15 protein-coding genes are annotated in these 21,282 nt (G+C 71.4%); 11 read left to right on the forward strand and 4 right to left on the reverse strand.

The window, feature by feature from the left end:
• Window positions 1–10 precede the first annotated feature (10 nt).
• The 7 genes from QQM72_RS38435 to QQM72_RS38465 all read left to right on the forward strand — a co-directional run bounded on the left by QQM72_RS38435 (window position 11) and on the right by QQM72_RS38465 (window position 9,627).
• On the forward strand, window positions 11–664 hold the full coding sequence (locus QQM72_RS38435) for a TetR/AcrR family transcriptional regulator (protein ID WP_314225454.1): 654 nt from the start codon (window positions 11–13) through the stop codon (window positions 662–664).
• Window positions 661–2,370 carry a GMC family oxidoreductase gene (locus QQM72_RS38440; RefSeq protein WP_314225455.1) on the forward strand — a complete coding sequence of 570 codons (1,710 nt, stop codon included), beginning with the start codon at window positions 661–663 and terminating at the stop codon, window positions 2,368–2,370. Before QQM72_RS38435 ends, QQM72_RS38440 begins: the two co-directional genes overlap by 4 nt.
• Window positions 2,370–2,981: an acetoacetate decarboxylase family protein gene (locus QQM72_RS38445; RefSeq protein ID WP_314225472.1), complete on the forward strand. Its 612-nt coding sequence runs from the start codon at window positions 2,370–2,372 to the stop codon at window positions 2,979–2,981. Before QQM72_RS38440 ends, QQM72_RS38445 begins: the two co-directional genes overlap by 1 nt.
• A gap of 223 nt (window positions 2,982–3,204) precedes the next feature.
• On the forward strand, window positions 3,205–4,140 hold the full coding sequence (locus QQM72_RS38450) for an alpha/beta hydrolase family protein (protein ID WP_314225456.1): 936 nt from the start codon (window positions 3,205–3,207) through the stop codon (window positions 4,138–4,140).
• Between the two features lie 174 nt (window positions 4,141–4,314).
• Window positions 4,315–5,466, forward strand: a complete 1,152-nt coding sequence (locus QQM72_RS38455) for a PP2C family protein-serine/threonine phosphatase (RefSeq protein WP_314225457.1) — start codon at window positions 4,315–4,317, stop codon at window positions 5,464–5,466.
• A gap of 340 nt (window positions 5,467–5,806) precedes the next feature.
• Complete coding sequence (locus tag QQM72_RS38460) at window positions 5,807–9,202, forward strand: hypothetical protein (RefSeq protein WP_314225458.1); 3,396 nt, start codon at window positions 5,807–5,809, stop codon at window positions 9,200–9,202.
• A gap of 251 nt (window positions 9,203–9,453) precedes the next feature.
• A complete protein-coding gene (locus QQM72_RS38465; protein ID WP_314225459.1) occupies window positions 9,454–9,627 on the forward strand; it encodes a hypothetical protein in 174 nt (57 codons plus the stop codon).
• A 93-nt stretch (window positions 9,628–9,720) separates the two neighbouring features.
• Here QQM72_RS38465 and QQM72_RS38470 read toward each other — a convergent pair whose 3' ends face one another.
• Both QQM72_RS38470 and QQM72_RS38475 read right to left on the reverse strand, forming a co-directional pair.
• Window positions 9,721–10,011, reverse strand: a complete 291-nt coding sequence (locus QQM72_RS38470; protein WP_314225460.1) for a hypothetical protein — start codon at window positions 10,009–10,011, stop codon at window positions 9,721–9,723.
• A gap of 349 nt (window positions 10,012–10,360) precedes the next feature.
• Window positions 10,361–10,927: a DUF4760 domain-containing protein gene (locus QQM72_RS38475; RefSeq protein ID WP_314225461.1), complete on the reverse strand. Its 567-nt coding sequence runs from the start codon at window positions 10,925–10,927 to the stop codon at window positions 10,361–10,363.
• 482 nt (window positions 10,928–11,409) lie between these two features.
• On the opposite strand from QQM72_RS38475, the gene QQM72_RS38480 reads away from it, so the two are divergent.
• The 4 genes from QQM72_RS38480 to QQM72_RS38495 all read left to right on the forward strand — a co-directional run bounded on the left by QQM72_RS38480 (window position 11,410) and on the right by QQM72_RS38495 (window position 18,683).
• A complete protein-coding gene (locus QQM72_RS38480) occupies window positions 11,410–12,255 on the forward strand; it encodes an MIP/aquaporin family protein (RefSeq protein WP_314225462.1) in 846 nt (281 codons plus the stop codon).
• 24 nt (window positions 12,256–12,279) lie between these two features.
• Complete coding sequence (glpK, locus tag QQM72_RS38485; protein ID WP_314225463.1) at window positions 12,280–13,797, forward strand: glycerol kinase GlpK; 1,518 nt, start codon at window positions 12,280–12,282, stop codon at window positions 13,795–13,797.
• Window positions 13,798–14,403: 606 nt separating this feature from the next.
• Window positions 14,404–18,372 (forward strand): SpoIIE family protein phosphatase, encoded by a 3,969-nt coding sequence (locus QQM72_RS38490; RefSeq protein ID WP_314225473.1) that lies wholly within the window; start codon window positions 14,404–14,406, stop codon window positions 18,370–18,372.
• Window positions 18,372–18,683, forward strand: coding sequence for an STAS domain-containing protein (locus QQM72_RS38495; RefSeq protein ID WP_314225464.1), 312 nt, complete (start codon window positions 18,372–18,374; stop codon window positions 18,681–18,683). The genes QQM72_RS38490 and QQM72_RS38495 overlap by 1 nt, the downstream gene beginning before the upstream one ends.
• A 49-nt stretch (window positions 18,684–18,732) precedes the next feature.
• Here the strand turns inward: QQM72_RS38495 and QQM72_RS38500 are convergent, their stop codons facing one another.
• Window positions 18,733–20,115 (reverse strand): nucleotide pyrophosphatase/phosphodiesterase family protein, encoded by a 1,383-nt coding sequence (locus tag QQM72_RS38500; protein ID WP_314225465.1) that lies wholly within the window; start codon window positions 20,113–20,115, stop codon window positions 18,733–18,735.
• Window positions 20,112–21,281, reverse strand: coding sequence for a metabolite traffic protein EboE (gene eboE / locus QQM72_RS38505; protein ID WP_314225466.1), 1,170 nt, complete (start codon window positions 21,279–21,281; stop codon window positions 20,112–20,114). The genes QQM72_RS38500 and eboE overlap by 4 nt, the downstream gene beginning before the upstream one ends.
• Window position 21,282: the final 1 nt, after the last annotated feature.

Here is a 21,282-nt window from a genome sequence, read left to right on the forward strand (position 1 = left end):
AGGAGTGCCCATGCCCACGCCCACCTGGACCCGGCTCTCGCCGGCCCGCCGCGAGCGTGTACTGGTCGCGGCGATGGACGAGTTCGGCACCCACGGCTACTCCACGGGCAGCCTGAACGTCATCGCCCGCGAGGCCGGGGTCGCCAAGGGCTCGCTCTTCCAGTACTTCTCGGGCAAGCTCGACCTTTTCACCTACGTCGCCGAACAGACCTCGCTCCGGATCTACGCGCACATGCAGCCGTGGCTCGACGGCTACGACGGGACCACGGACTTCTCCGCCCATCTCGTCGACGCGCTGGAGGCCTGGCTCGACTACTTCGCCGGGCAGCCGCTCGAACGCGGGGTGACCGCGGCCACCAACATGGAGATGAACCCCGCTGTACGGGACGCGGTCCGGGTACCCGTGAACGCCATATACCTGGCCGGTCTCCGCCCCCTCCTGGAACGGGCCGTCGCCGCCGGGAGCCTGCGCAAGGACGCCGACCTGGACGCGCTGCTGTCGCTCCTGCTCGTGCTGCTTCCCCACCTCGCGCTCCTCCCGCACGTCCCCGGCCTCGACAGCCCCCTCCCGCTCACCGCGGTCCACCCCCAGGTACGGCGCGTGAACCTCGAACGCCTCGTCACCCCGCTGCTGGCCGACTTCAGCGTGCGAGACGACGCGTGAACGCCTTCGACTACGACGTACTCGTCGTCGGGTCGGGGTTCGGCGGCAGCGTCAGCGCGCTGCGCCTCACCGAGAAGGGCTACCGGGTCGGCGTCCTGGAAGCCGGCCGCCGCTTCGCCGACACCGACTTCCCGCGGACGTCCTGGCAGGTGCGGAAGTACCTGTTCGCGCCCCGGCTCGGATGCACGGGCATCCTCCGCACCTCCCTGCTCGGCGACATCCTCGTGCTGAGCGGCGCCGGTGTCGGCGGCGGATCCCTCGGCTACGCCAACACGCTCTACGAACCACCGGCCGCCTTCTACGAGGGCTCGCACTGGGCGTCCCTCACCGACTGGCGCCGTGAACTGGCCCCCTACTTCGCACAGGCCCGTCGCATGCTCGGCGTCACGCCCAACCCCGTGTTCACCGAAGCCGACCTGCTGCTGAGGGACACCGCACGAGACCTCGGCTGTGACGACACGTTTCGCCCCACCCCGGTCGGAGTCCACTTCGGTCCGGCCGACGCCGTCCCAGGCGCGGCGGTGCCCGACCCGTACTTCGGCGGCGCCGGGCCCACACGCAACGCCTGCGTCAACTGCGGCGCGTGCATGACCGGTTGTCGGAACAACGCGAAGAACACCCTGCCCAAGAACTATCTCGGCCTGGCCGAACGGGCCGGCGCGCACGTCATGGAGCGCCGCACCGTCACGGGAGTCACTCGCGCCGGCGACGGCTGGGCCGTCACCTCGGTCCGCACCGGGGCTGTCCCGCGCAGGCGACGGCAGACGCTCACCGCACGCCACGTGATCTTCGCGGCCGGCGCGCTGGGCACCCAGCGCCTGCTGCACACCCTCAAGGACGACGGCTCACTCGCCGACATCTCCCCCCGGCTCGGACGGCTGACCCGCACCAACTCGGAGGCCATCCTCGGAGTCCGCGCCCGGGCACGCGACGCGGACTACTCCCACGGCGTGGCCATCACCTCCTCCGTCCACCTGGACGACACCACCCACGTCGAGCCGGTCCGCTACGGCCGCGGCAGCAACCTGCTCGGGCTGCTCGGCGCGATGCTCGTCGACCCGGTGCCGGGACGGTCCCGCTTCCTCGTGGGACTCGCCGCCATGGCACGCAACGCCCGGCGCCTTCCCGCGCTCCACAACCCTCGCCGCTGGTCCCAGCAGTCCGTGGTGCTGCTGGTCATGCAGTCGGTCGACAACTCGGTGACCACCTGTCTGCGGCGCACCCGGACCGGCCGGCGTCGCCTCGGCAGCCGGCCCGGCGAAGGCGCACCCAACCCGACCTGGATCCCGGCGGGACACCGAGCCGCCCGCACGGCCGCCGACCGGATCGGCGGTCAGGCCTGCGGCACCTGGGCAGACCTCTTCGACATCCCCACCACCGGTCACCTGATCGGCGGATGCACCGTCGGCGACAGCTCCGGCACCGGTGTCATCGACCCCTACCATCGTCTCCACGGCTACCCAGGACTGCACGTCATCGACGGCTCCACGATCTCCGCCAACCTCGGCGTCAACCCTTCACTGACCATCACCGCCTTCGCCGAGCGGGCGACCGCCCTGTGGCCCAACAAAGGAGAGTCCGACCCCCGCCCCGGCCCCGGACTTCCGTACCGCCGGGTCACACCCGTCCCACCGCACCGGCCGGCCGTCCCGGCCACCGCCCCAGGTGCCTGGCGCCTCCACCCTCCCCACGGAACGGACGCGTGATGACTCCCTACCCGGATGAGCCCTGGCACCTGGCAGGTCAGATGTACCTGTCTCTCTGGCTGGTGCCGCGCGCGGAACTTCCCCCCGGCGCGCCCGGCACGCGCCACCTCACCGTCGCCGGCCGCGGCCTGGTCGGCGCGGCCTGGGTCGTCTACGAGAACGACAGCGTCCTGCACTACAACGAACTGCTACGGGCGGTGCTGGTGCGGGACGGAGCGCGGCCCCGCGTATGCATCACCGACATCTGGGTCGACAGCGAGACCTCCATGGCCGGCGGTCGCGCGCTGTGGGGCATCCCCAAGGAGATGTCGATCTTCGAGGTCCAGCGGTCGGACGGCATTTCGTGCGCCGCCAAGACGGGCCGAGGCACGCTCGCGGCCGGCCGGTACACCGAGCGGGGAAGCCTTCCCGGCCGCTGGCCGGTGGCCTTCAGGCTGGCGCAGACGCTGAACGGCCGGATCAAGACCAGCCGGGTCCGCGGCAGCGCCGCCGTGCGCCTGACGCGTGCCGAGTGGACGGCGCCGGCTGACAGCCGGCTCGGCGCACTCGGCCGCCGTGCCCCCTTGGTCAGCCTCACGCTGCGCGACTTCACCCTGCGCTTCGGCGGCTGAGCGTCACCCGCGACGGGGAGCCGCGGTCGCGTTCCACCACGGCCACCGGCTCCAGGACTCGCACCCCGGTTCAGCTCGGTGCACTCCCCCCGATCCACCGCTCGGGCTCCACGGGCGTGCCCGCGGCGGCGAGAACCTCCGGCCCACGGCCGGAGAACGCCCGGACAGCACGGAGACGTACCACCGGAAATCACTGCTTCCTCCCCACAGAAAAGGTGATCTCGTGTTCCGTATACTCCTGCGGTCCATGACCGCGCTGCTGCTGACCGCGGCAGCCGCCTTCACCCTCGCACCAGCCGCCCAGGCGTCGGAGGCGTCGGCCTCGGTGCGCGCGGCGGACCCCTCCACCACAGGGTCGTTCCCCGTCGCCTACACGGATCTCACGGTCTCGGCCTCGGGCCGCTCGTACAGCGCACGCGTCTGGTACCCCGGCACGACGGCCGGGGCGAACGCGCCGGTCGCCTCCGGCGCCCACCCCGGCCTCGCCTTCGGGCACGGCTTCTTCCAGGCGATCACCCAGTACGAGAGCCTGCTCAAGCACTACGCCTCCTGGGGAGTCATCACCGTCGCACCCAAGTCCCAGGGCGGCCTGTTCCCGAGCCATTCGGCGTTCGCCGACGACCTGAACGCGGCACTCACCTGGCTCACCACCCAGAACAGCACCACCGGCTCACGGTTCGCCGGCGCGGTCAGCACCAGCCGGCTCGCCGTCTCGGGGCACTCGATGGGCGGGGGCGCGGCACTGGTCGCCGCGAGCCGGAACCCGGCCGTGAGGTCCGTCTCCACCCTCGCGGCCGCGGAGACGAACCCGTCCGCCGTCAGCGCTTCCGGCGCGCTGGGCATCCCCGTCCAGTACGTCGGCGGTAGCGCCGACAGCATCGCCGGTGTCGCCGGCAACCAGCAGAAGATGTACGACGCCAAGCCGGCCGCCACCCAACTGCGCGTCATCACCGGTGGGTTCCACTGCGGATTCGAGGACAGCTCGGGCATCGGCTGCGACAGCGGAACCATCACCCGGGCCGCCCAGCTCAAACTGACCTACGGCGTCACGACCGCCTGGCTCCTCTACACACTCGGCGTCGACTCCTCCCTGTACGACCAGGTGTGGGGCTCCGCGGCCCAGAGCCTGGCCGGTGTCGTGTACACCGCCAAGCCCTGAGCACGTCGTCGTGCGGGCGGCCGCAGAGGGCTTCACGGCTGCCCGCACGGCCACGCAGCGCGTGCCGTTCCCCTTCCCCGGCAGCCTGATCGTGGTTCGGCCGGGCCCGACCAAGGGTGATCGCAGAGTGGCGGATCCGTTCGTCACTCACTTCGTCCCGATAAGATCGGAATTGTGATCAGGCCAGTGCAGCTCCGGCGCCGCCACCGTCCCTACGGCGGCCAGCGGCAGGCCGTACTGCTGTCACCGGTGCTCGTCACCGTCGTCATCGCCGGCCTGGCCTTCTCCACTCCGCGAGAGATCGCCTTCAGCCGCCTCCTGCCCGCGGCACCCGCCCTCGCAGCCGCGCTGTGGCCCGTGCTCCCGACGGTCCTGCTGGGGGCGTTCTGCCTTCTGATCATGATCGGCATCAGCTTCGTCTACTCCGATCTGGGGACGCCGTACACGGTCGCCGCGATCGCTGCGGTCACCTTGGCGGCCGCCTACGCGAGCCATCTCCGGCTCCAGCGCGAGGAGACACTCTTCCAGGTCCGGCTCGTCGCAGACGCGGCCCAGAAGGTGCTGCTCCGCCCGCTGCCGCACCTTGTCCAGGGCCTCGAGATCGAGTCGCTGTACCGGGCGGCCCAGGAGCAGGCCCGGATCGGTGGCGACTTCTACGAGGTGGCCGACACACCGTACGGCGTCCGCCTGCTCATCGGCGACGTACGCGGCAAGGGGCTGTCAGCGGTGGGGGCGGCCGCGGCAGTGATCAACTGTTTCCGCGAGAACGCGTACGACCAGCCCGACCTGAAGGGGCTGGTCCGTCGCCTTCAGATCACCATGACCCGCTACAGCGCCGCGATCCCCGCCGACGATCAGCAGGAGCACTTCGCCACCGCCCTGATCACCGAGATCCCCCACGGCGGCGGGCACGTCAAGGTCCTCAACTGCGGTCATCCGCCACCGGTGTTCGTGCAGAGCGGCGAAATCCACGTGCTCGAGCCCACCCGCCCCTCCACACCCCTCAATCTCGCGGCGCTGCTCGGCGACCACTACCACGTGGACACCGTCGCCTTCGTCCCCGGCGATCAGATGCTGCTCTACACCGACGGCGTGACGGAAACCCGCGACCGCAGCGGCACGTTCTTCCCGCTGCCGGAGTGGATGAGCCGACACCGCGCGGCCCCGCCCCGTGAGCTGCTGACCGAGCTTCGCAAGGACTTGCTCCGCTATGCCGGCGGAAGGCTCGACGACGACATCGCGGCCCTCGCCGTGCGCTGCCGGCACCTCCCGGCTCAGGAGCACCAGGGTCCGTCCTCCCACCGATCCTCCCCGGAGCAGGAATGACGCGGGACCGGCAGCTGCCTCGTACGAAGTGGCGGTCCTGTCGTATCCGGTGCCGACGCCTCGAACGCCCTTACGGCGAGGGAAACAGCCCTCGACGACGTGGCGTTGACGACATCTGAGGCGTGCCGGTCGCCTGCTGGACGCCGGCCGGGGCCGGTGCTCGGGGCAGATGCGTGGGACCGGACCCGGAGGTGTCTCAGGAGTGGGCGGCGTGCGCAGACGCCGTCGTGGCGTCGGCTCCCGGGGCAGCAGGATCACGAAGGGCCTGCCGGCCACGGCCGTAGCCTGCGGGCCCCCTTATTCGATCGCGTGAATACCTGCTGCCGGGCACAATCGGCGGATGCCGATCAACGCGGAGCAACTGCTCTCCGCCCTCGCACCGCTGCCGTTCCCCGCACGCCTGACCCTGACGGCACGGACCGCACGCAGCCTTGCGGACGACGGGACGCTCGCCCCGCTGCTGACCGAGCTGGACGGGCGCGGACCGTACGAGCGGCGGCTCGCGGCGTTGGCTGCCCTCGTCGGACGGGACGCGGGGTTCCTGGCGGAGCGGCTGGCCGATCCGGACCCGGTCGTCGCCGGGTACGCGCGGCGCGGCGCACGTGACCTGCCCGTACCGGACCGGGCGGTGGAGGCGGCGTTCGACGACGCGCCGGCCGTCCTGCGGCAGCGGCTGGCCCGGCTGCTCGCCGCGGGAGGCCGCACCGCGCTCGCCGAGCGGCTGGTGGTGCGACTGCGCGCGGAATGGGGCGACGCCGAGGCAGCGCGGCTGCTGCCGGCCTGCTCTCCCGCTTTCGTGGCGCGGGAGTTGCCGGGGCTGGCACACGCCGTCGACGGCTGGACGCGGCTCGCGTGCCGGCATCCCGATCCGGTGCTGGACCACGCCGAGCAGACCCTGGCCGACCGGGCAGGCGGACAGCAGCGGGACGACTGGTGGCGCCTGCACGCCACCACGGTCGCGGCACTCGCGCCGCTGCGCCCCGAACGGGTTCTGAGCCTGCTGGAGCGGCACGGTCCCGGCAGTCTGCCGCCCGCGCTGAACAACGGACTCGGCCCCCTCGCCACCGTCGACGCCGAACGGGTGATCCGCTGGATCACCTCCCCCGACCGCCGCCAACAGCGCCATGAACCGACACCGCCGCCCGGAGTGATGCACCGGCTCGTGCGGGCCGATCCCGCGGCGCTGACCGCGCTGGGCCGTCACTGGCTGAACCGCGGCGACCACTTCACCGCCCTGGTGAAGGCCCTCGCGCCCGGCCTGCGCCCAGCGTTCGTGGACGCGATCGCCGACGGAGGGACGCAGCGGGATCCGGCGCTGAGCGTCCTCGGCCTGCTGCCGCGCGAGCGCCGCTGGGCGGAAGTCCGGCGTGCGGCGGCCGAGTTCGACGGCACCGGCTACTGGTGGGACGACCTGGACACCCTCGCCCACGGCCCGATCGACGAGGCACGTCCCGCGCTGCTCGCGGCGATCGGACGGTCCGACGCCGACGACCGGGCCAACGCCTGGCCGCTGTTCGTGGCCTGCGCCGCCCGGGACGGCAGCCGGGAGGCGATCACCGAGCTGCTGACCACGGCGGGACGCCGGCTGCGCAACGAACGGGACCCGGTACGCGCCGAGGCGCTCGGCGCGCTCGCCGACACGCACCCGCGGCTCTTCGCCGCCGACGACGTCCCGCTGCTGGACGTGATCGCCGCCGGCGCACTCGAGGCACGGGACACATCCGCCGGCACCCTGAGGGCGCTGCGCACCCTCGCCGTACGTCTGCTCGTCGAGCACGCCACCAAGGAGGCGTCGGACCTGCGGCACTGGGCGCTGCGCACCCTGGAGCGCATCACGAGCCGCGTCGGCGTACCCGACTTCGGCCCGTTGCACCGCGTCCTGCGGCGGGGCCAGGAACACCAGGTGTTCGAGGCCCTGCGCCCCTGGCTCGACGCCGGGGCCGACCGGGCCGACTTCCGGCTGCTGCTGGGCCTGGCCGCCGCACTGGGACCACGCGCCCGGCGGCTGCCCGAGCTCCAGGCGAGGCTGGTCACAGCCCTGGAACGCGGCGACGACGAGACGTTCCGGGCGGCGGCCGAACTGTGGCTGGACGCACCGGCGACCCGCGGCGAACGGGTCGCCAGGATCGTCGCGCTCGAACCGTCGTCGGTGGTCCTCCCTCCCGTACGGCGGGTGCTGACCCGGCGGCGCACGGATCTGCTCGACTCCCTGCTCGACGCGTCTGCGCCCTACGGGCGATTCCTGGTGCACGGGGCTCGGCGCCCGCTGCCGGACCTCGGCGACGGCGACCGCTGGCTGCCCCGCCAGCAGCGCGCGGCCGTACTGCTGGCCGGAGAGGCGGTCGCGGACGATGCCCTTGCGCTCGACGAGCGGGCCGCCCTGATCCGGGCCGCGGCCCCGGTGCCCGAGTTCGGGCGGGCGCTGGCGCTCGCGCACAAGGACGACCCGGAGGTGGTCGTCGCCGAGGCCGCGCTCGGCGCCCTGCCCTGGACCGACCGGCCCCAGGACACTCTGCCGGCTCTGCTGGAACAGGCGGGCAGCGACCGGGCCCGGGTAGCCGTGTACGCGGCGTCCCGCGCCGCCCGTTTCACCGCTCCATCCGAACTCGCGCTCTCCCTGGGCGCGTTGCTCACCGGGGAGCGGCCCGCGAAGGTCACCTCACGCAAGGAGGCCGTACGCCTCGCCGCAAGCTTCCTGCCGCCCCGGCGGGCGGTGTCCCTGCTGGCGAGCGCCTTCCAGGCTCCCGACCGCCACCCCGACGTGCGGGCCGCCGTCGTCCGCGCACTGCCGCCACTGCTCGGCGAGCCCGAGGCCTGGCACCTGCTCGAGGACGTCGCGCGCGACGACGCCCAGCCCGTGCACGAAGCCCTCCTGGCCGTCACCCCCTGGGAGTTGGCCGAGCCGCACCGCCGCGCCTACGCCGCGGTGGTCGTCGCGGCGTACGACACGTCGCTCGCGCTCACGGAGGGCTTCGGAGGCGGCTATGCCCTGCTGCGCGCCATGGGGGTGTGGTGCCGCTACTCGACCGAACTTGCCGTCCGTATCACTCGTACCGTCTGCGACCTCGGCGAGCGTACGCACTGGCAGTTCGCAGGGTGGGTGATTCGCGATCTGGCCGTGTCCGAGCTGCCGCATCCCGTGGGCGGGGCCGCGCCGGGCAGCATGTTCCACGGCGCGGTGGCCGAGTTGCTGACGGCGATGCGCACGACGCAGGGCGGCTGTGACGCGCTGGAGGGCCGGGACCTGCCGGCCCTCCAGCGGCTCCGGAACCTGACCTCGTTCGGCTACGTCGACGAAGTGCGACCCGAGTTGCTCGAAGCGGTCGCGGAGCAGTTGGCGTCGGAACCCCTTCTGATCGCCGAACGCGCCCACCTGCTCGCTCAGTTGGTCGATCGCACCGTGGAGCCGTCCGCGCTGCCCGAACGACTGCGGAACCTCGCGGACGCTCTCGAAGGCGCGGGGACGACCGTCGCGGTCGACACGTCCGACCGGTTGCGGTCGTCCTCGGCGTATCGCGCTGTTCCGCAGCGCGCCGCGACCCTGCTGACCGTGGCCGACCGGTTCGCCCGCGACGGCGGCACCGCGACGGGCCTGCTGGCGGTCGGCCTCGCGAAGGGAACGGGCGGCCCGCTCGACTGGCCCGAGGAGTGGCGGTCACTGCTGCGCCTGCTCCGCAGGCACAGGAACCCCGACGTACGCCACGAGGCGTACAGAACCATGACGGCAAACGAATGACCGCTGAGCACCGGGCCGCCCGGCCCGGCTCCGCGCTGCTACGGGCTGCGTCGCCTGGTCGCTGACCGTCTGGGCGCGCGCATACTGCGACGCGGGTCACGACGTCGGCGGACGCTTCGAGCTCGACTTCCCGCTCCCTCTGGTCGTGGGAGCCGAAGCACTCGTCGGGCTCGTGGCTCGGGCCATCGGCCGACGCCTGGTGCTCAGCGCGCCGACGGCGGTCCGCACCTCACTGCCGACGCACCGGTGTTGTGGCGTACATCGGCTACAGCGGGGCGCAACTCGACGAAGGCGCCGTCGCCGCCCTGCGCCGCCTGGCCGCGCGCACACGTCTGCCGAGTCCGGGGCAGCGGCAGGCCACCAGCCCCACGACGAGCGATCAGATCAACCACTTCGACCGATACATCCTCGCGCCGATGCATTGACGGCCCTGGCTCACGCGTCCAGACGGCCGCGCGGCCCGTGCGGCCCGTGCGGCCCGTACGACCGTGACCGTTCGGGGCTATCGAAGACCGACCTCAGGTCTTGTCGGCGACTTCGACGACGTTGTCGACACTGGACGCTTCGTCCTGGGCCATGCCGAGGAAGCGCCGGATCACTTCGACCGGCATGTCGAGCCCCTCGGACGCGGACTGCTCGTCGCCGAACACCTGCACCGCCTCGGTGACAGCCAACGCCAGTTCGACCTCTGCCTTGCGGACCTTGGTCTCGGCCTTGTCCACGGTGTCCACCACCGCCAGCTGACGGCGCTGCTTCTCCTGAAGTCTCTGCTTACGGGAGAGGTTCTTGTCAAAGCTCTGCACAGACATGACCAAGATCATAAACAGTCACGCGCGTACCCACGAAATCAGCAACTCCTCAGCTTCACAGGGGCACATGGCCGCAGGAAATGCTCCCCCCACGAGCCGACAGCCTCGGCTAGGCGAGCAGAGCACGCACGTCCTGGGTCCCGATGACGGCGCTGCTGTCAGCGGAGGCTGACGGGTAGTCGGAAATGGTCGCCCCGATCACCGCACATGCACCGCCGCCCCGGCCCGACAGCACCGGCACGAGCGCCGGAGCCGGAAGACGCGTCCCGTCGGGTGCCGACGGCAACGCACGCGGCTGCCGTTCGAACCGATCACCCGCCCCCGCAGGCCGGCGAACGCCCGCCCGGTCTCAGGCGGTCCGGCGCGAACGACCCCAGCGGAGCCGCCGCGTCCACCACCGTCGGCCGGACCGGCTGTCCGCGATGCGGTCACGGAGGTACGTGTGCGGCAGCTCGGCCGTCCGGGAGGCGAGTTCCTCCAACGCCGACAGGTAGGAGCCGTCACTGCCTCGCAGTTCGCGTTCCCGTTCCACGTAGGGCCGGGCCGCCTGCCAGACGCTGACGATCCGGTGCCGCAGGAGCGGCAGGAACACCTTCTCGTCGACGATCCTGAAGACGGTCAGGTTGGCGAGCGTCTGGTAGTAGTACACGACGTTGCAGAAGGCCGCTTTGGCGTCGTGCGGAAGCCCACGCACCCCGGCGTCCGCGGCGTGCTCCTGCTGGAGTCGGGCACACACGTAGTCGTGTTGGTCGTGGAATGCGGCCGACCGGAACTCGGCGAGCAGATCGATCATGGGCTGGATGTTGTTCGCCTGCCGGCTGACGCGGGTCTGCCGCACGCCGAGCCAGGTGGGAACGGCGATGGCGGTCACCGCGATGACCACCGGAAGGACGTTGACCAGGAAAGCCTTGAGCATCCGGGCAACGCTATGCCTGAGCCGCCGCCGACAGGCGGGATGAGCACGTTCGGAGTCTTTTCGTCATACTGTGCCGGACTTCGCCACCCAAGAGATCATCTCGAGTCCGGACGCGTTCGGACCGACTCGGTTGCTGTCGGACGCGCGACATCGCCGTCGGCGGGCCGTACGGACGGCCGGCCGGACGGGCGGACGGCCGGACGGGCGGACGGCCGGACGGGTCGATCCTTCCTGCGCGCTTTCGCCAGGCAGGTCGTCGGCCCTCGGCGGGGCGTTCCGCCACTGTCGGCACCGTCGGCTACGGGCCGATCACGGATGACGATCGGTCCGTCACCGACGGTGCCGCACCCACGGTGACAGGAAGGCCAGAAAACAGAGAGATGCCCTATTTGTGCGCTTGGTCCATGATCGCCCTATGCTGTTGTCCGGGAGAGCTCGAGCAGTCGACGTGCCGGCTCAGCGCCGGCGGGAAGCGGGCTTCCATGGCTGAGCGATTCAAAAGGTTGGGGTTGGTCGGCGAAGTGTCGGCCGAGTTCGTCGGCACGATGGTCCTCATTCTCTTCGGCTGTGGCGTGGTGGCCCAGGTGGTCGCCGGTGGAGCGCTCACGACGCCGCCGGGAGGACTCGGAAACCACGACAGCATCGCCTGGGCCTGGGGCCTTGGCGTCACCCTGGGTGTCTACGTCGCGGCGCGACTGAGCGGCGCCCATCTCAATCCGGCGGTGACGGTCGCCCTGGCCACGTTCAAGGGCTTCCCGTGGAGCAAGGTGGCGCCCTACGCGCTGGCCCAGACCGCGGGAGCCTTCGTGGCGGCCCTCATCGTGCGGTGGAACTACACCGAGGCACTGGCGAAGGCCGACCCCGGGCACACCATCAAGACGCAGGGCGTGTTCTCCACGCTCCCCGCCAACGGCAACCCGAACCTGCCGGTCCACGAGTGGGGCGCGTTCCGTGACCAGGTCATCGGCACGGCCATCCTGCTCCTGCTGATCCTGGCGGTCACGGACCTGCTGAACACGCCGCCGGGTGCCAATCTGGCCCCGTTCATCGTCGGTCTGATCGTCGTGGCCATCGGTATGGCGTGGGGCACCAACGCGGGTTACGCGATCAACCCGGCACGTGACTTCGGGCCCCGGTTGGCGAGCTTCATCACGGGCTACGGCACAGCATGGCGAGATCAGTACGGGAATCTCTACTTCTGGGTGCCGATCGTCGGTCCCCTGATCGGCGGCCTGCTCGGTGCGGGCATCTACAAGGCCTTCATCGGTCGGTTCCTGCCGACGGCGGAGCCCGAGCCTCCCGGCCGAGTTCCGGCCCCCGAGGAATGACACCCACAGCAGAGGCGGCAACCCATGGCTGACTTCGTGGGCGCGGTGGACCAAGGCACCACCAGCACCCGATTCATGATCTTCGACCACTCCGGCAACGAGGTGGCGAAGCACCAGCTGGAGCACGCCCAGATCCTTCCGCGCTCAGGGTGGGTCGAGCACGACCCGGTGGAGATCTGGGAGCGCACCAACTCGGTGATGCAGAACGCGCTGCGACACGGCAACCTCTCCCCCGAGGATCTGGCCGCGATCGGCATCACCAACCAGCGGGAGACCACCGTCGTGTGGGACCCGCGCAACGGGCGTCCCTACTACAACGCCATCGTCTGGCAGGACACCCGCACCGACTCCATCGCGGCGGCCCTGGAACGCTCGGGCCAGGGCGACGTCATCCGCCGCAAGGCGGGGCTGCCGCCGGCGACCTACTTCTCCGGCGGCAAGATCCAGTGGATCCTGGAGAACGTCGACGGTGTCCGCCAGGCGGCGGAACAGGGGCACGCCCTGTTCGGCAACACGGACGCCTGGGTGCTGTGGAACCTGACCGGCGGCCCCGACGGCGGCGTCCACGCCACCGACGTGACCAACGCCAGCCGCACCATGCTGATGGACCTGGAGACCCTCGACTGGGACGACGAGCTGCTGGGCTTCTTCGGCATCCCCCGGCAGATGCTTCCCACCATCAACCCGTCCTCCCACCGCGAGGCGTTCGGGGTGACCCGCTCCTCCCGGCCACTGCGCGCCGCCATCCCCATCACGGGGGTGCTCGGCGACCAGCAGGCGGCCACCGTGGGACAGGTCTGCTACGCGCCGGGCGAGGCCAAGAACACCTACGGCACGGGCAACTTCCTGGTCCTCAACACCGGTACGGAGCTGGTCCGTTCGCAGCACGGTCTGCTGACCACCGTGGCGTACCAGTTCGGCGACAGCCCGGCGATCTACGCCCTGGAGGGCTCCATCGCCGTCACCGGGTCGGCGGTGCAGTGGCTGCGCGACCAGATGAAGATCATCAAGAACGCGGCGGAGAGCGAGACGCTGGCGCGCACCGTCGAGGACAACGGCGGGATGTACTTCGTTCCCGCCTTCTCGGGCCTGTTCGCTCCGTACTGGCGCTCCGACGCCCGCGGCGCGATCGTCGGTCTGGCCCGCTACAACGACAACGGCCACCTGGCCCGGGCGACCCTGGAGTCCATCTGCTACCAGAGCCGCGACGTGGTCGAGGCCATGGAGCAGGACTCCGGAGTCCACCTCGACGTGCTCAAGGTCGACGGCGGCGTCACGGCCAACGACCTGTGCATGCAGATCCAGGCCGACGTCCTCGGCGTACCGGTCAGCCGTCCGGTCGTCGCCGAGACCACCGCGCTCGGCGCCGCCTACGCGGCGGGTCTGGCCACCGGCTTCTGGCGCGACACCGACGAGCTGCGCACCCACTGGCAGGAGTCCAAGCGCTGGGAGCCCCAGTGGTCGGACGACCAGCGCACCGAAGGGTACGCGGGCTGGAAGAAGGCGGTGGAACGCACGCTCGACTGGGCCAAGGTCGAGTAGCCCGAGGAAGACGGCGAAAGGGGCGGACCCGAGGGTCCGCCCCTTTCGCCGTCTCCTTGCCGTCTTCTCAGCCCTTGCTCCGCTTCTGGTCGTCGGCTCCGGTGCAGTCCCGTATCCGGAGCCCGACGCAGTCCCCTATCCGGAGCCCGGTGCCGTCGGCGGTCCTGGCCTGCGCGACGTCCACGCACCGCGCCGTAGGCCGCTCCCGACCGTGCCGCGCAGGCCACGGAACGAACGGACGTTGATCGGAAATCGGCGATGCATCCGGATCCGCCGACCTGGCGGAATAGATTTGTCGGCGTCCTGGGGGACAAACGCGGTGTAGTGGCAACAAGGATCAGCAGGGGAAGCCGGCACGGCTTCGGTACGGGTCGTGTGCGGCTTGCGAAGCGATCACAGACGAGAAGCGGGTATCAGGTGGCGTACGCGGACAGAGGTGTGGATGATCCGGGCAGAGCCGACTGGACGGAGGCCTTCGCCGCCGATCCGGACATCGGCGACGACCTCGCCACCGTCGACTGGGCGTCCACTTCCCTCGGACCGCCGGCCGAGTGGTCCCAGAGCCTGCTGACGGCGGTACGCATCCTGCTGTCGTCGCGCTTTTCCATGTGGATGGCCTGGGGGCCGGATCTCACGTTCCTCTGCAACGCCGCCTACCGCCGCAACACACTGGGGCGCAAGTACCCGTGGGCACTGGGGCGCCCGGCCCGCGAGGTCTGGTCGGAGATCTGGTCCGACGTCGGCCCCCGTATCGACCACGTCCTCGCCTCGGGCGAAGCGACATGGGACGAGGCGCTGCTGCTGTTCCTGGAGCGGTCCGGATACCGGGAGGAGACCTACCACACGTTCTCCTACAGCCCGCTGCGAGACGACGCGGGCGCCGTGGTGGGCATGCTGTGTGTCGTCAGCGAGGAGACCCAACGCGTCGTGGGCGCACGCCGGATGGCGACCCTGCGCGATCTGGGCTCCGACCCCAGTGTCGTACGTACGGAGGCGGAGACGCTCGCCTTCCTCGGCCGTCAGCTCGAACGCAACCTCGCGGACCTGCCGTTCACCCTCACCTACCTCCTGCACGAGGACGGCCCCCGTCTGGCCTGCACGACGGGATGGCCGACGGACCGCCCGGCGGCTGCGGAACTGCTGTCGCCGAAGGACTCCGGCCCATGGCCCGTGGCAGCCCTCGCGGACGGCGCGTCCGTGTGCGTGCCGCTGGACGCCGACCTCTTCGGCGGCCTGCCCGCCGGCGCCTGGGCACAGCCGCCCGAACAGGCCCTGGTCGTACCGCTGGTGCAACCGGGCGGCGCCCCTCACGGGTTCCTCGTCGCCGCGCTGAACAGATACCGTGCCCTCGACGACGAGCACCGGGGGTTCGTCGAACTCGTCGCCGGATACCTCGCCGCGGGGATCGCCTCCGCCCGCAGTTACCGTGCGCAGCAGCGGCGAGCGGAGGAACTGGCCGAACTCGACCGTGCGAAGACCACGTTCTTCTCCAACATCAGCCACGAGTTCCGCACCCCTCTCGCGCTGATCTCCGGGCCGGTCGAGGAATTGCAGAGGCAGCTCGCGGACGCCGACGTGGAGGTGCGCCAGGAACTGGACGCGATCCACCGCAACGCACTGCGCCTGGGGAAACTGGTCAACACCCTGCTGGACTTCTCCCGCATCGAAGCCGGCCGGGTCCAGGCCTGCTACGAACCGGTGGAGCTGGCCGCGCTGACCGCCGAACTCACCAGCGTCTTCCGGTCCGCCGTCGACCGGGCCGGCCTCGACCTCGTCGTCGACTGCCCCCCGCTGGACCGGCCGGTCCACGTCGACCAGGACATGTGGGAGAAGGTGATGCTGAACCTGCTGAGCAACGCGCTCAAGTTCACCTTCGACGGTTCTCTCCGCGTTACGGTCCGTGAGGAGGACGACGCGGCGGTGGTGACGGTCTCCGACACCGGCGTCGGCATCGCGGCGCACGAGATGCCGCACCTGTTCGAACGCTTCCACCGCATCAGCGGCGTCCGTGCCCGCTCCCACGAGGGCAGCGGCATCGGCCTGGCCCTCGTCCGGGAACTGGTCCTGCTGCACGGCGGCACCATCACGGCGGACAGCACCCCGGACCGGGGTACGTGTTTCACCGTCCGGCTGCCGTTCGGGTCCGCGCACCTGCCCGCGGACTCCGTCCACGAGTCGTCCCGGACCCGCCCCGCGTCGGCCGGCGCCGTCCCCTACGTGCAGGAGGCCCTGCGCTGGCTCCCGGCCGGCAGCGGCACCGCCCTGCGGGACAGGGCGACGCACGACGACTCGTCCCCTTCCACCGCCTCCGGATCGGCCGTGCGCGCACGCGTCCTGGTGGCCGACGACAACGCCGACATGCGCGAGTACCTGGTCCGCATCCTCACCGGCGCCGGCTACCGCGCCGACGCGGTGAGCGACGGTCTGGCGGCCCTGACCGCCGCACGCTCCGAGGCTCCGGACCTGATAGTCAGCGATGTGATGATGCCGCTGATGGACGGCCTCGCCCTGGTCGGCGCCCTGCGATCGGACACCCGGACCGCCTCGGTCCCCGTTCTGCTGCTCTCCGCCCGGGCGGGCCAGGAGGCGTCCATCGAGGGACTGTCGGCGGGCGCGGACGACTACCTCGTCAAGCCCTTCGCGGCGGCCGAACTGCTGGCCCGGGTGCGCGCCAACGTGGAACTGGCACGGCTGCGCACCCACCACGTACGGTGGCGCGCCGCCCTGGTGGACTCGCTCCAGGAAGCCCTGCTCGTCATGGACGACACCGGCACCGTCCTCGAGGTCAACGCCGCGTTCGCCACCATGCTCGGCCACGGCCCCGACGGGTTGCCCTACGCACCGGAGCACCCCTGGTGGCCGGATGCCACGACCGACCCCGGGGCCCACCGGACGGTGGCCGACGCCTTCGCCCACCTGCTCACCCACGGCCACGGCAACCACACCCTTCCCCTCACCCACCGGGACGGGCACCGGCTGTACGTCAGAGCCGCCTTCAACGACGCCCGCGATCCCGACAGCGGACGCCGGATGATCGTGGGGACGTTCCGCGACGTCACGGCCGAACGGCATGCCGTCCAGCGCGAGAGCGCCCTCGCCTCTCTCAGCACCCGCCTCGCCGAGACGGCCGGACTCCACCAGGCGCTCACGGTGGCTCTGGACCGACTCGGGGAGCTGTGGCACGCCGAACACGTCCTGTCGGCGGTCTTCACCACGGACGGCCACCCGCACCTCACCGCCACCCGCCCACTGACCTGGCAGGACATCCCGGCCGAGCGCCGGCAGGCCATCAGCGACCTGCAGAACCACCCCCTGCTCACCCCCGTCGTCGGCGAGAGCGGGGCCGGGATCCTGCTCGAACACCCCGAGGGCCCGATGGCCCTGTGGATCGAGCTGGAGCCGGCGCGCCGCTTCGGCCGCGAGGACGAACTGCTGCTGGCGCTGCTCGGCGGACATCTGGCCCAGGCGCTCACCCGTGCCCACCAGATCGACCAGCAGCGCGAGACCGCTCTCGCCCTCCAGCGCGCGATCCTCGGCCCCTCCCTGCTGCCCGAGGGCTTCGCGGCGCGCTACGAGCCGGCCACCCCGCCGCTGGAGATCGGCGGCGACTGGTACGACGTCATAGCGCTGCCGGACGACCGGATCGGCATCGTGGTCGGCGACTGCGTCGGACGCGGCCTGCAGGCGGCCACCGTGATGGGCCAGCTGCGCAGTGCCTGCCGTGCCCTGTTCCTCCAGGATCTCGGGCCCGCCAGCACACTCATGGCTCTCGACCACTTCGCCAAGGGCATTCCCGGCGCCATGTGCACGACCGTCTTCTGCGGCGTTCTCGACCCTCGGACGGGAAACCTGACCTACTCGAGCGCCGGCCATCCGCCGAGCGTCCTCGCTCTCCCGGACGGCGGCACCCACCTGCTCGAAGGCGGACACGCGCTCCCTCTCGGCATCCGTCCCTCCCACGAACGCCCCGAGCACGTCTGTCCGCTCCCCGCCCGCTCCTCGCTCCTGGTCTACACCGACGGTCTCGTCGAGCGGCGGCGGCAGTCGCTGGACGTGGGTATCGCCCGGGCCGGCGAGGTGCTGCGGGACGGCCGCGACCTCGCCGCCCGTGAACTGGCCGACCTTCTCATGTCCGAGCTGGCGCCCGCCGGCGGCTACGACGACGACGTGGCCCTCCTGCTCTACCGGCATCCGGGCCCGCTGCGGTTCTCGTTCCCGGCGGAGTCCGGCCAGCTCGCCGTCGCGCGTCACACCTTGCGCGAGTGGCTCACCCGGTGCGACCTGCCCCGGCGAACGGCACAGGACGTGCTGATCGCCGCCGGTGAGGCCTGTGCCAACGCCGTGGAACACGGCCACCGGGCCTCCCCCGACGGGACCATCCGCCTGCACGCCGACGCCTTCTCCGACACCGTCCGGGTGATCGTGGCGGACAGCGGAATCTGGAAGCCAGGCGATCCGGCCGGCTCACCCCACCGGGGCCGGGGGATCAGCATCATGAAGGCTCTGTCGCACCATGTGACCATCAGTCCCGGCCCACTGGGCACCACCGTCGAGATGCACACGAGGATCCTGTGATGCCCACTCAGCTGACCCTCACGCAGGGCGGACACCCCGAAGGCGGCACCCTGCTGACCGTCGCGGGCGAGATCGACATGAGCAACAGCGGGACCCTCGCCGACGCGATCGACGGCGTACCGGGGCAGGTCGTCGTCGACCTGACGGATGTGGAGTACCTCGACAGCGCGGGTCTCGGCGTCCTGTTCGCCCACGCCGACCGCATCGAACTCATCGCCGGCCCGCTGCTCGAACGGGTCCTGTCGGTTTCCGGCCTCGCCCGTCTCGTCACGATCCGGCCCTCGCGGTCGGGCGGCCCCGCCACCGCTTGAAGGCGGCGGGGGCCGGACGGCCGACGTGCGCGGCCCCGGGTTTCAGCGGTCAGCCGATGCCCGCCAGTCGCAGCAGCAAGGGCTTGACCTCCGTCGCGGCAAGAGAGCCGGCGACCTGACCGGGGCGTGAACACAGCAGCACGGGACCCTCCTCGGCACTCTGCGGCAGCCTGCCGTGGCTGCCGCGCACCGGGGAGGGATCCAGCGGGACCACCGCCATGCGGTAGCGCAGGCCGAGCTTCTTGCGGGCCAGCGCGCCCGCCGCCTTGACCTTCACGTACGGGTCGAGCGGATCCATGAACAGCTCGGCCGGGTCGTAGCCGGGCTTGCGATGGATCTCCACCAGTTGCGCGAAGTCGGGCGCGCGGGCGTCGTCGAGCCAGTAGTAGTACGTGAACCAGGCGTCCGGCTCCGCCACGGCGACGAGTTCGCCGGAGCGCGGGTGGTCCAGACCGTGGCTCTTCTTGCCCTCGTCACCGAGGAGTTCACCGACACCGGGCAGTCCCTCCAGCACCTCCCGCACGCGGGGCAGGTCCTCGGGACGGCGCACGTAGACGTGGGCCAGCTGGTGATCGGCGACCGCGAAGGCACGGGACGCCATCGGGTCGAGATACTCCATGCCGTCCTGGGTGTGCACCTCGAGCAGGCCCGCACGGCGCAGAGCGCGGTTGATGTCGACGGGCCTGCTCACCTCGCTGATGCCGTACTCGGACAGCACGACGACCGTACGGCCCTGGGCCACCGCCTCCTCCAGCAGCGGGGCCAGTTCGGTGTCGAGGTCGGCGGCGGCCTTGAGCGAGCGCGGGTCGCGGGGGCCGAAGCGCTGGAGGTCGTAGTCCAGGTGGGGCACGTAGCACAGGGTCAGGTCGGGATTGCGGGTGAGCAGGATGTGGCGGGTCGCGTCGACGATCCACCGGCTGGAGACCAGGTCCGCGCCCGGTCCCCAGAAGTGGAAGAGGGGGAAGGTGCCGAGCTTCTCGGTGAGTTCGTCGTGCAGGGCCGCGGGGCGGGTGTAGCAGTCGGGCTCCTTGCGGCCGTCGGCGTAGTAGATCGGCCGGGGGGTGACGGTGTAGTCGGTGTCGGCGCCCATGGCGTACCACCAGCAGATGTTGGCGACCGTGTAACCGGGGTACGCCCGCCGGGCTGCGTCCCACAGCTTGTCGCCGGCCACGAGAGCGTTGTGCTGACGCCACAGCAGGACGTCGCCGAGCTCGCGGAAGTACCAGCCGTTGCCCACGATGCCGTGCTCCGCGGGAAGCGTGCCGGTGAGGAAGGTGGACTGCGCGGCGCAGGTGACAGCCGGCAGCACCGTGCCCAGCTCGGCCTGCGAACCGCGGCCCGCCAGCGCCTTGAGATGGGGCATGTGGTCCAGGAGCGCGGGGGTCAGGCCCACCACATCCAGGACGAGCAGGGGGGTGGGGCTGGTGGTCACTGCTGCTCCTTGAGTCCGAGGTCGGCCAGCAGGTCGGCCGCGAGGCGGAGTTCGGCGGCGATGCCGTCGGCGAGGGCTGCGTCGGTGGTGGGGCGGGAGCGGGCGGGCAGGGCCTGCCAGGTGTAGGTCTCGACCTCGAGGTGGCGGGTGCGCGGGTGCGGGCCGCCGAGCAGGACGCTCAGGGTGTCGCGCAGCACGTCCAGGGTGGAGGTCAGCGGTGGGGCGGGGGGCGCGTGCAGCGGGACGTGGAAGTGGGCGCGCCAGGGCACGGTGTCCGGCAGCGCGCCCTCGGTCAGTGCCTGGCCGAGGTCGTCGGTGCCGTGCAGGGTCCCGAGGACGTGGGCCCGGGTCTGGTGCAGGAAGCGCGGTTCGTCGAAGGCCGCGAGCGCCGCGCGTACGGCCGGGTCGCGGGGGTCGGCGGCGTGCAGGGCCGCGGACAGCTGGGTCTTGAACACCGTGATGCCGGCCCGGTCCAGGGCGGCCAGCGCGCCGACGGGCTCCTCGAAGCCGGTGGCGAGGTGGCAGGTGTCCAGGCACAGCCCGATGCGGTCGGCGGGCAGTGCGGCGAGCGGGGTGAGCGCGTCGGCGGTGGACTCCACCACGCAGCCCGGTTCCGGCTCCAGGGCGATGCGGATCTGGCGTCCGGTGGCTTCGTACAGGTCGTCCAGGCGGCCGGCGAGTTCGTTCAGCGCGCTGTGGGCGCGGTGTGCGGCACTTTCGTCGTAGGCGGTGCGCCAGGCCAGCGGAAGGGTGGAGATGGTGCCCTCGGTGACGTCGTCGGGCAGCAGAGCGGCCAGCAGCCGGGCCAGGTCGGTGGTGTACGCGAGCCGCTCCGGGTCGCCCCAGTCGGGCCGGTAGACCCGGTACTTGACCTCTTCCGCGCCGAAGCCCTCGTAGGGGAAACCGTTGAGGGTGACCACTTCCAGGCCTCGCCGGTCGAGTTCGGTGCGCAGCCTGCCCGGTGCGGCCGGGTCCGCGGTGAGGGCGCGGACGGCGTCGCGGGCCAACCACAGTCCAATGCCCAGGCGTTCGACGCCCAGTCGGCGCCGGACCGGTTCGCAGTGGGCGCCGAGCTGGGCGATGACCCCGTCGAGGGTTTCGGCGGGGTGGACGTTGGTGCAGTAGGCGAGGTGGACGGTCGAGCCGTCGGGGTGGCTGAAGCGCACG

Source organism: Streptomyces zaehneri (assembly GCF_032248645.1).
Taxonomy (GTDB): domain Bacteria; phylum Actinomycetota; class Actinomycetes; order Streptomycetales; family Streptomycetaceae; genus Streptomyces; species Streptomyces coriariae.

Bases quoted from the DNA above. Each gene is read 5' to 3' on its own strand.
- QQM72_RS38435 (WP_314225454.1), top strand. From the start codon at position 11: ATGCCCACGCCCACCTGGACCCGGCTCTCGCCGGCCCGCCGCGAGCGT.
- QQM72_RS38445 (WP_314225472.1), top strand. From the start codon at position 2,370: ATGACTCCCTACCCGGATGAGCCCTGGCACCTGGCAGGTCAGATGTAC.
- QQM72_RS38460 (WP_314225458.1), top strand. From the start codon at position 5,807: ATGCCGATCAACGCGGAGCAACTGCTCTCCGCCCTCGCACCGCTGCCG.
- QQM72_RS38470 (WP_314225460.1), bottom strand. From the start codon at position 10,011: ATGTCTGTGCAGAGCTTTGACAAGAACCTCTCCCGTAAGCAGAGACTT.
- QQM72_RS38475 (WP_314225461.1), bottom strand. From the start codon at position 10,927: ATGCTCAAGGCTTTCCTGGTCAACGTCCTTCCGGTGGTCATCGCGGTG.
- QQM72_RS38480 (WP_314225462.1), top strand. From the start codon at position 11,410: ATGGCTGAGCGATTCAAAAGGTTGGGGTTGGTCGGCGAAGTGTCGGCC.
- glpK (WP_314225463.1), top strand. From the start codon at position 12,280: ATGGCTGACTTCGTGGGCGCGGTGGACCAAGGCACCACCAGCACCCGA.
- QQM72_RS38490 (WP_314225473.1), top strand. From the start codon at position 14,404: ATGTGGATGGCCTGGGGGCCGGATCTCACGTTCCTCTGCAACGCCGCC.
- QQM72_RS38495 (WP_314225464.1), top strand. From the start codon at position 18,372: ATGCCCACTCAGCTGACCCTCACGCAGGGCGGACACCCCGAAGGCGGC.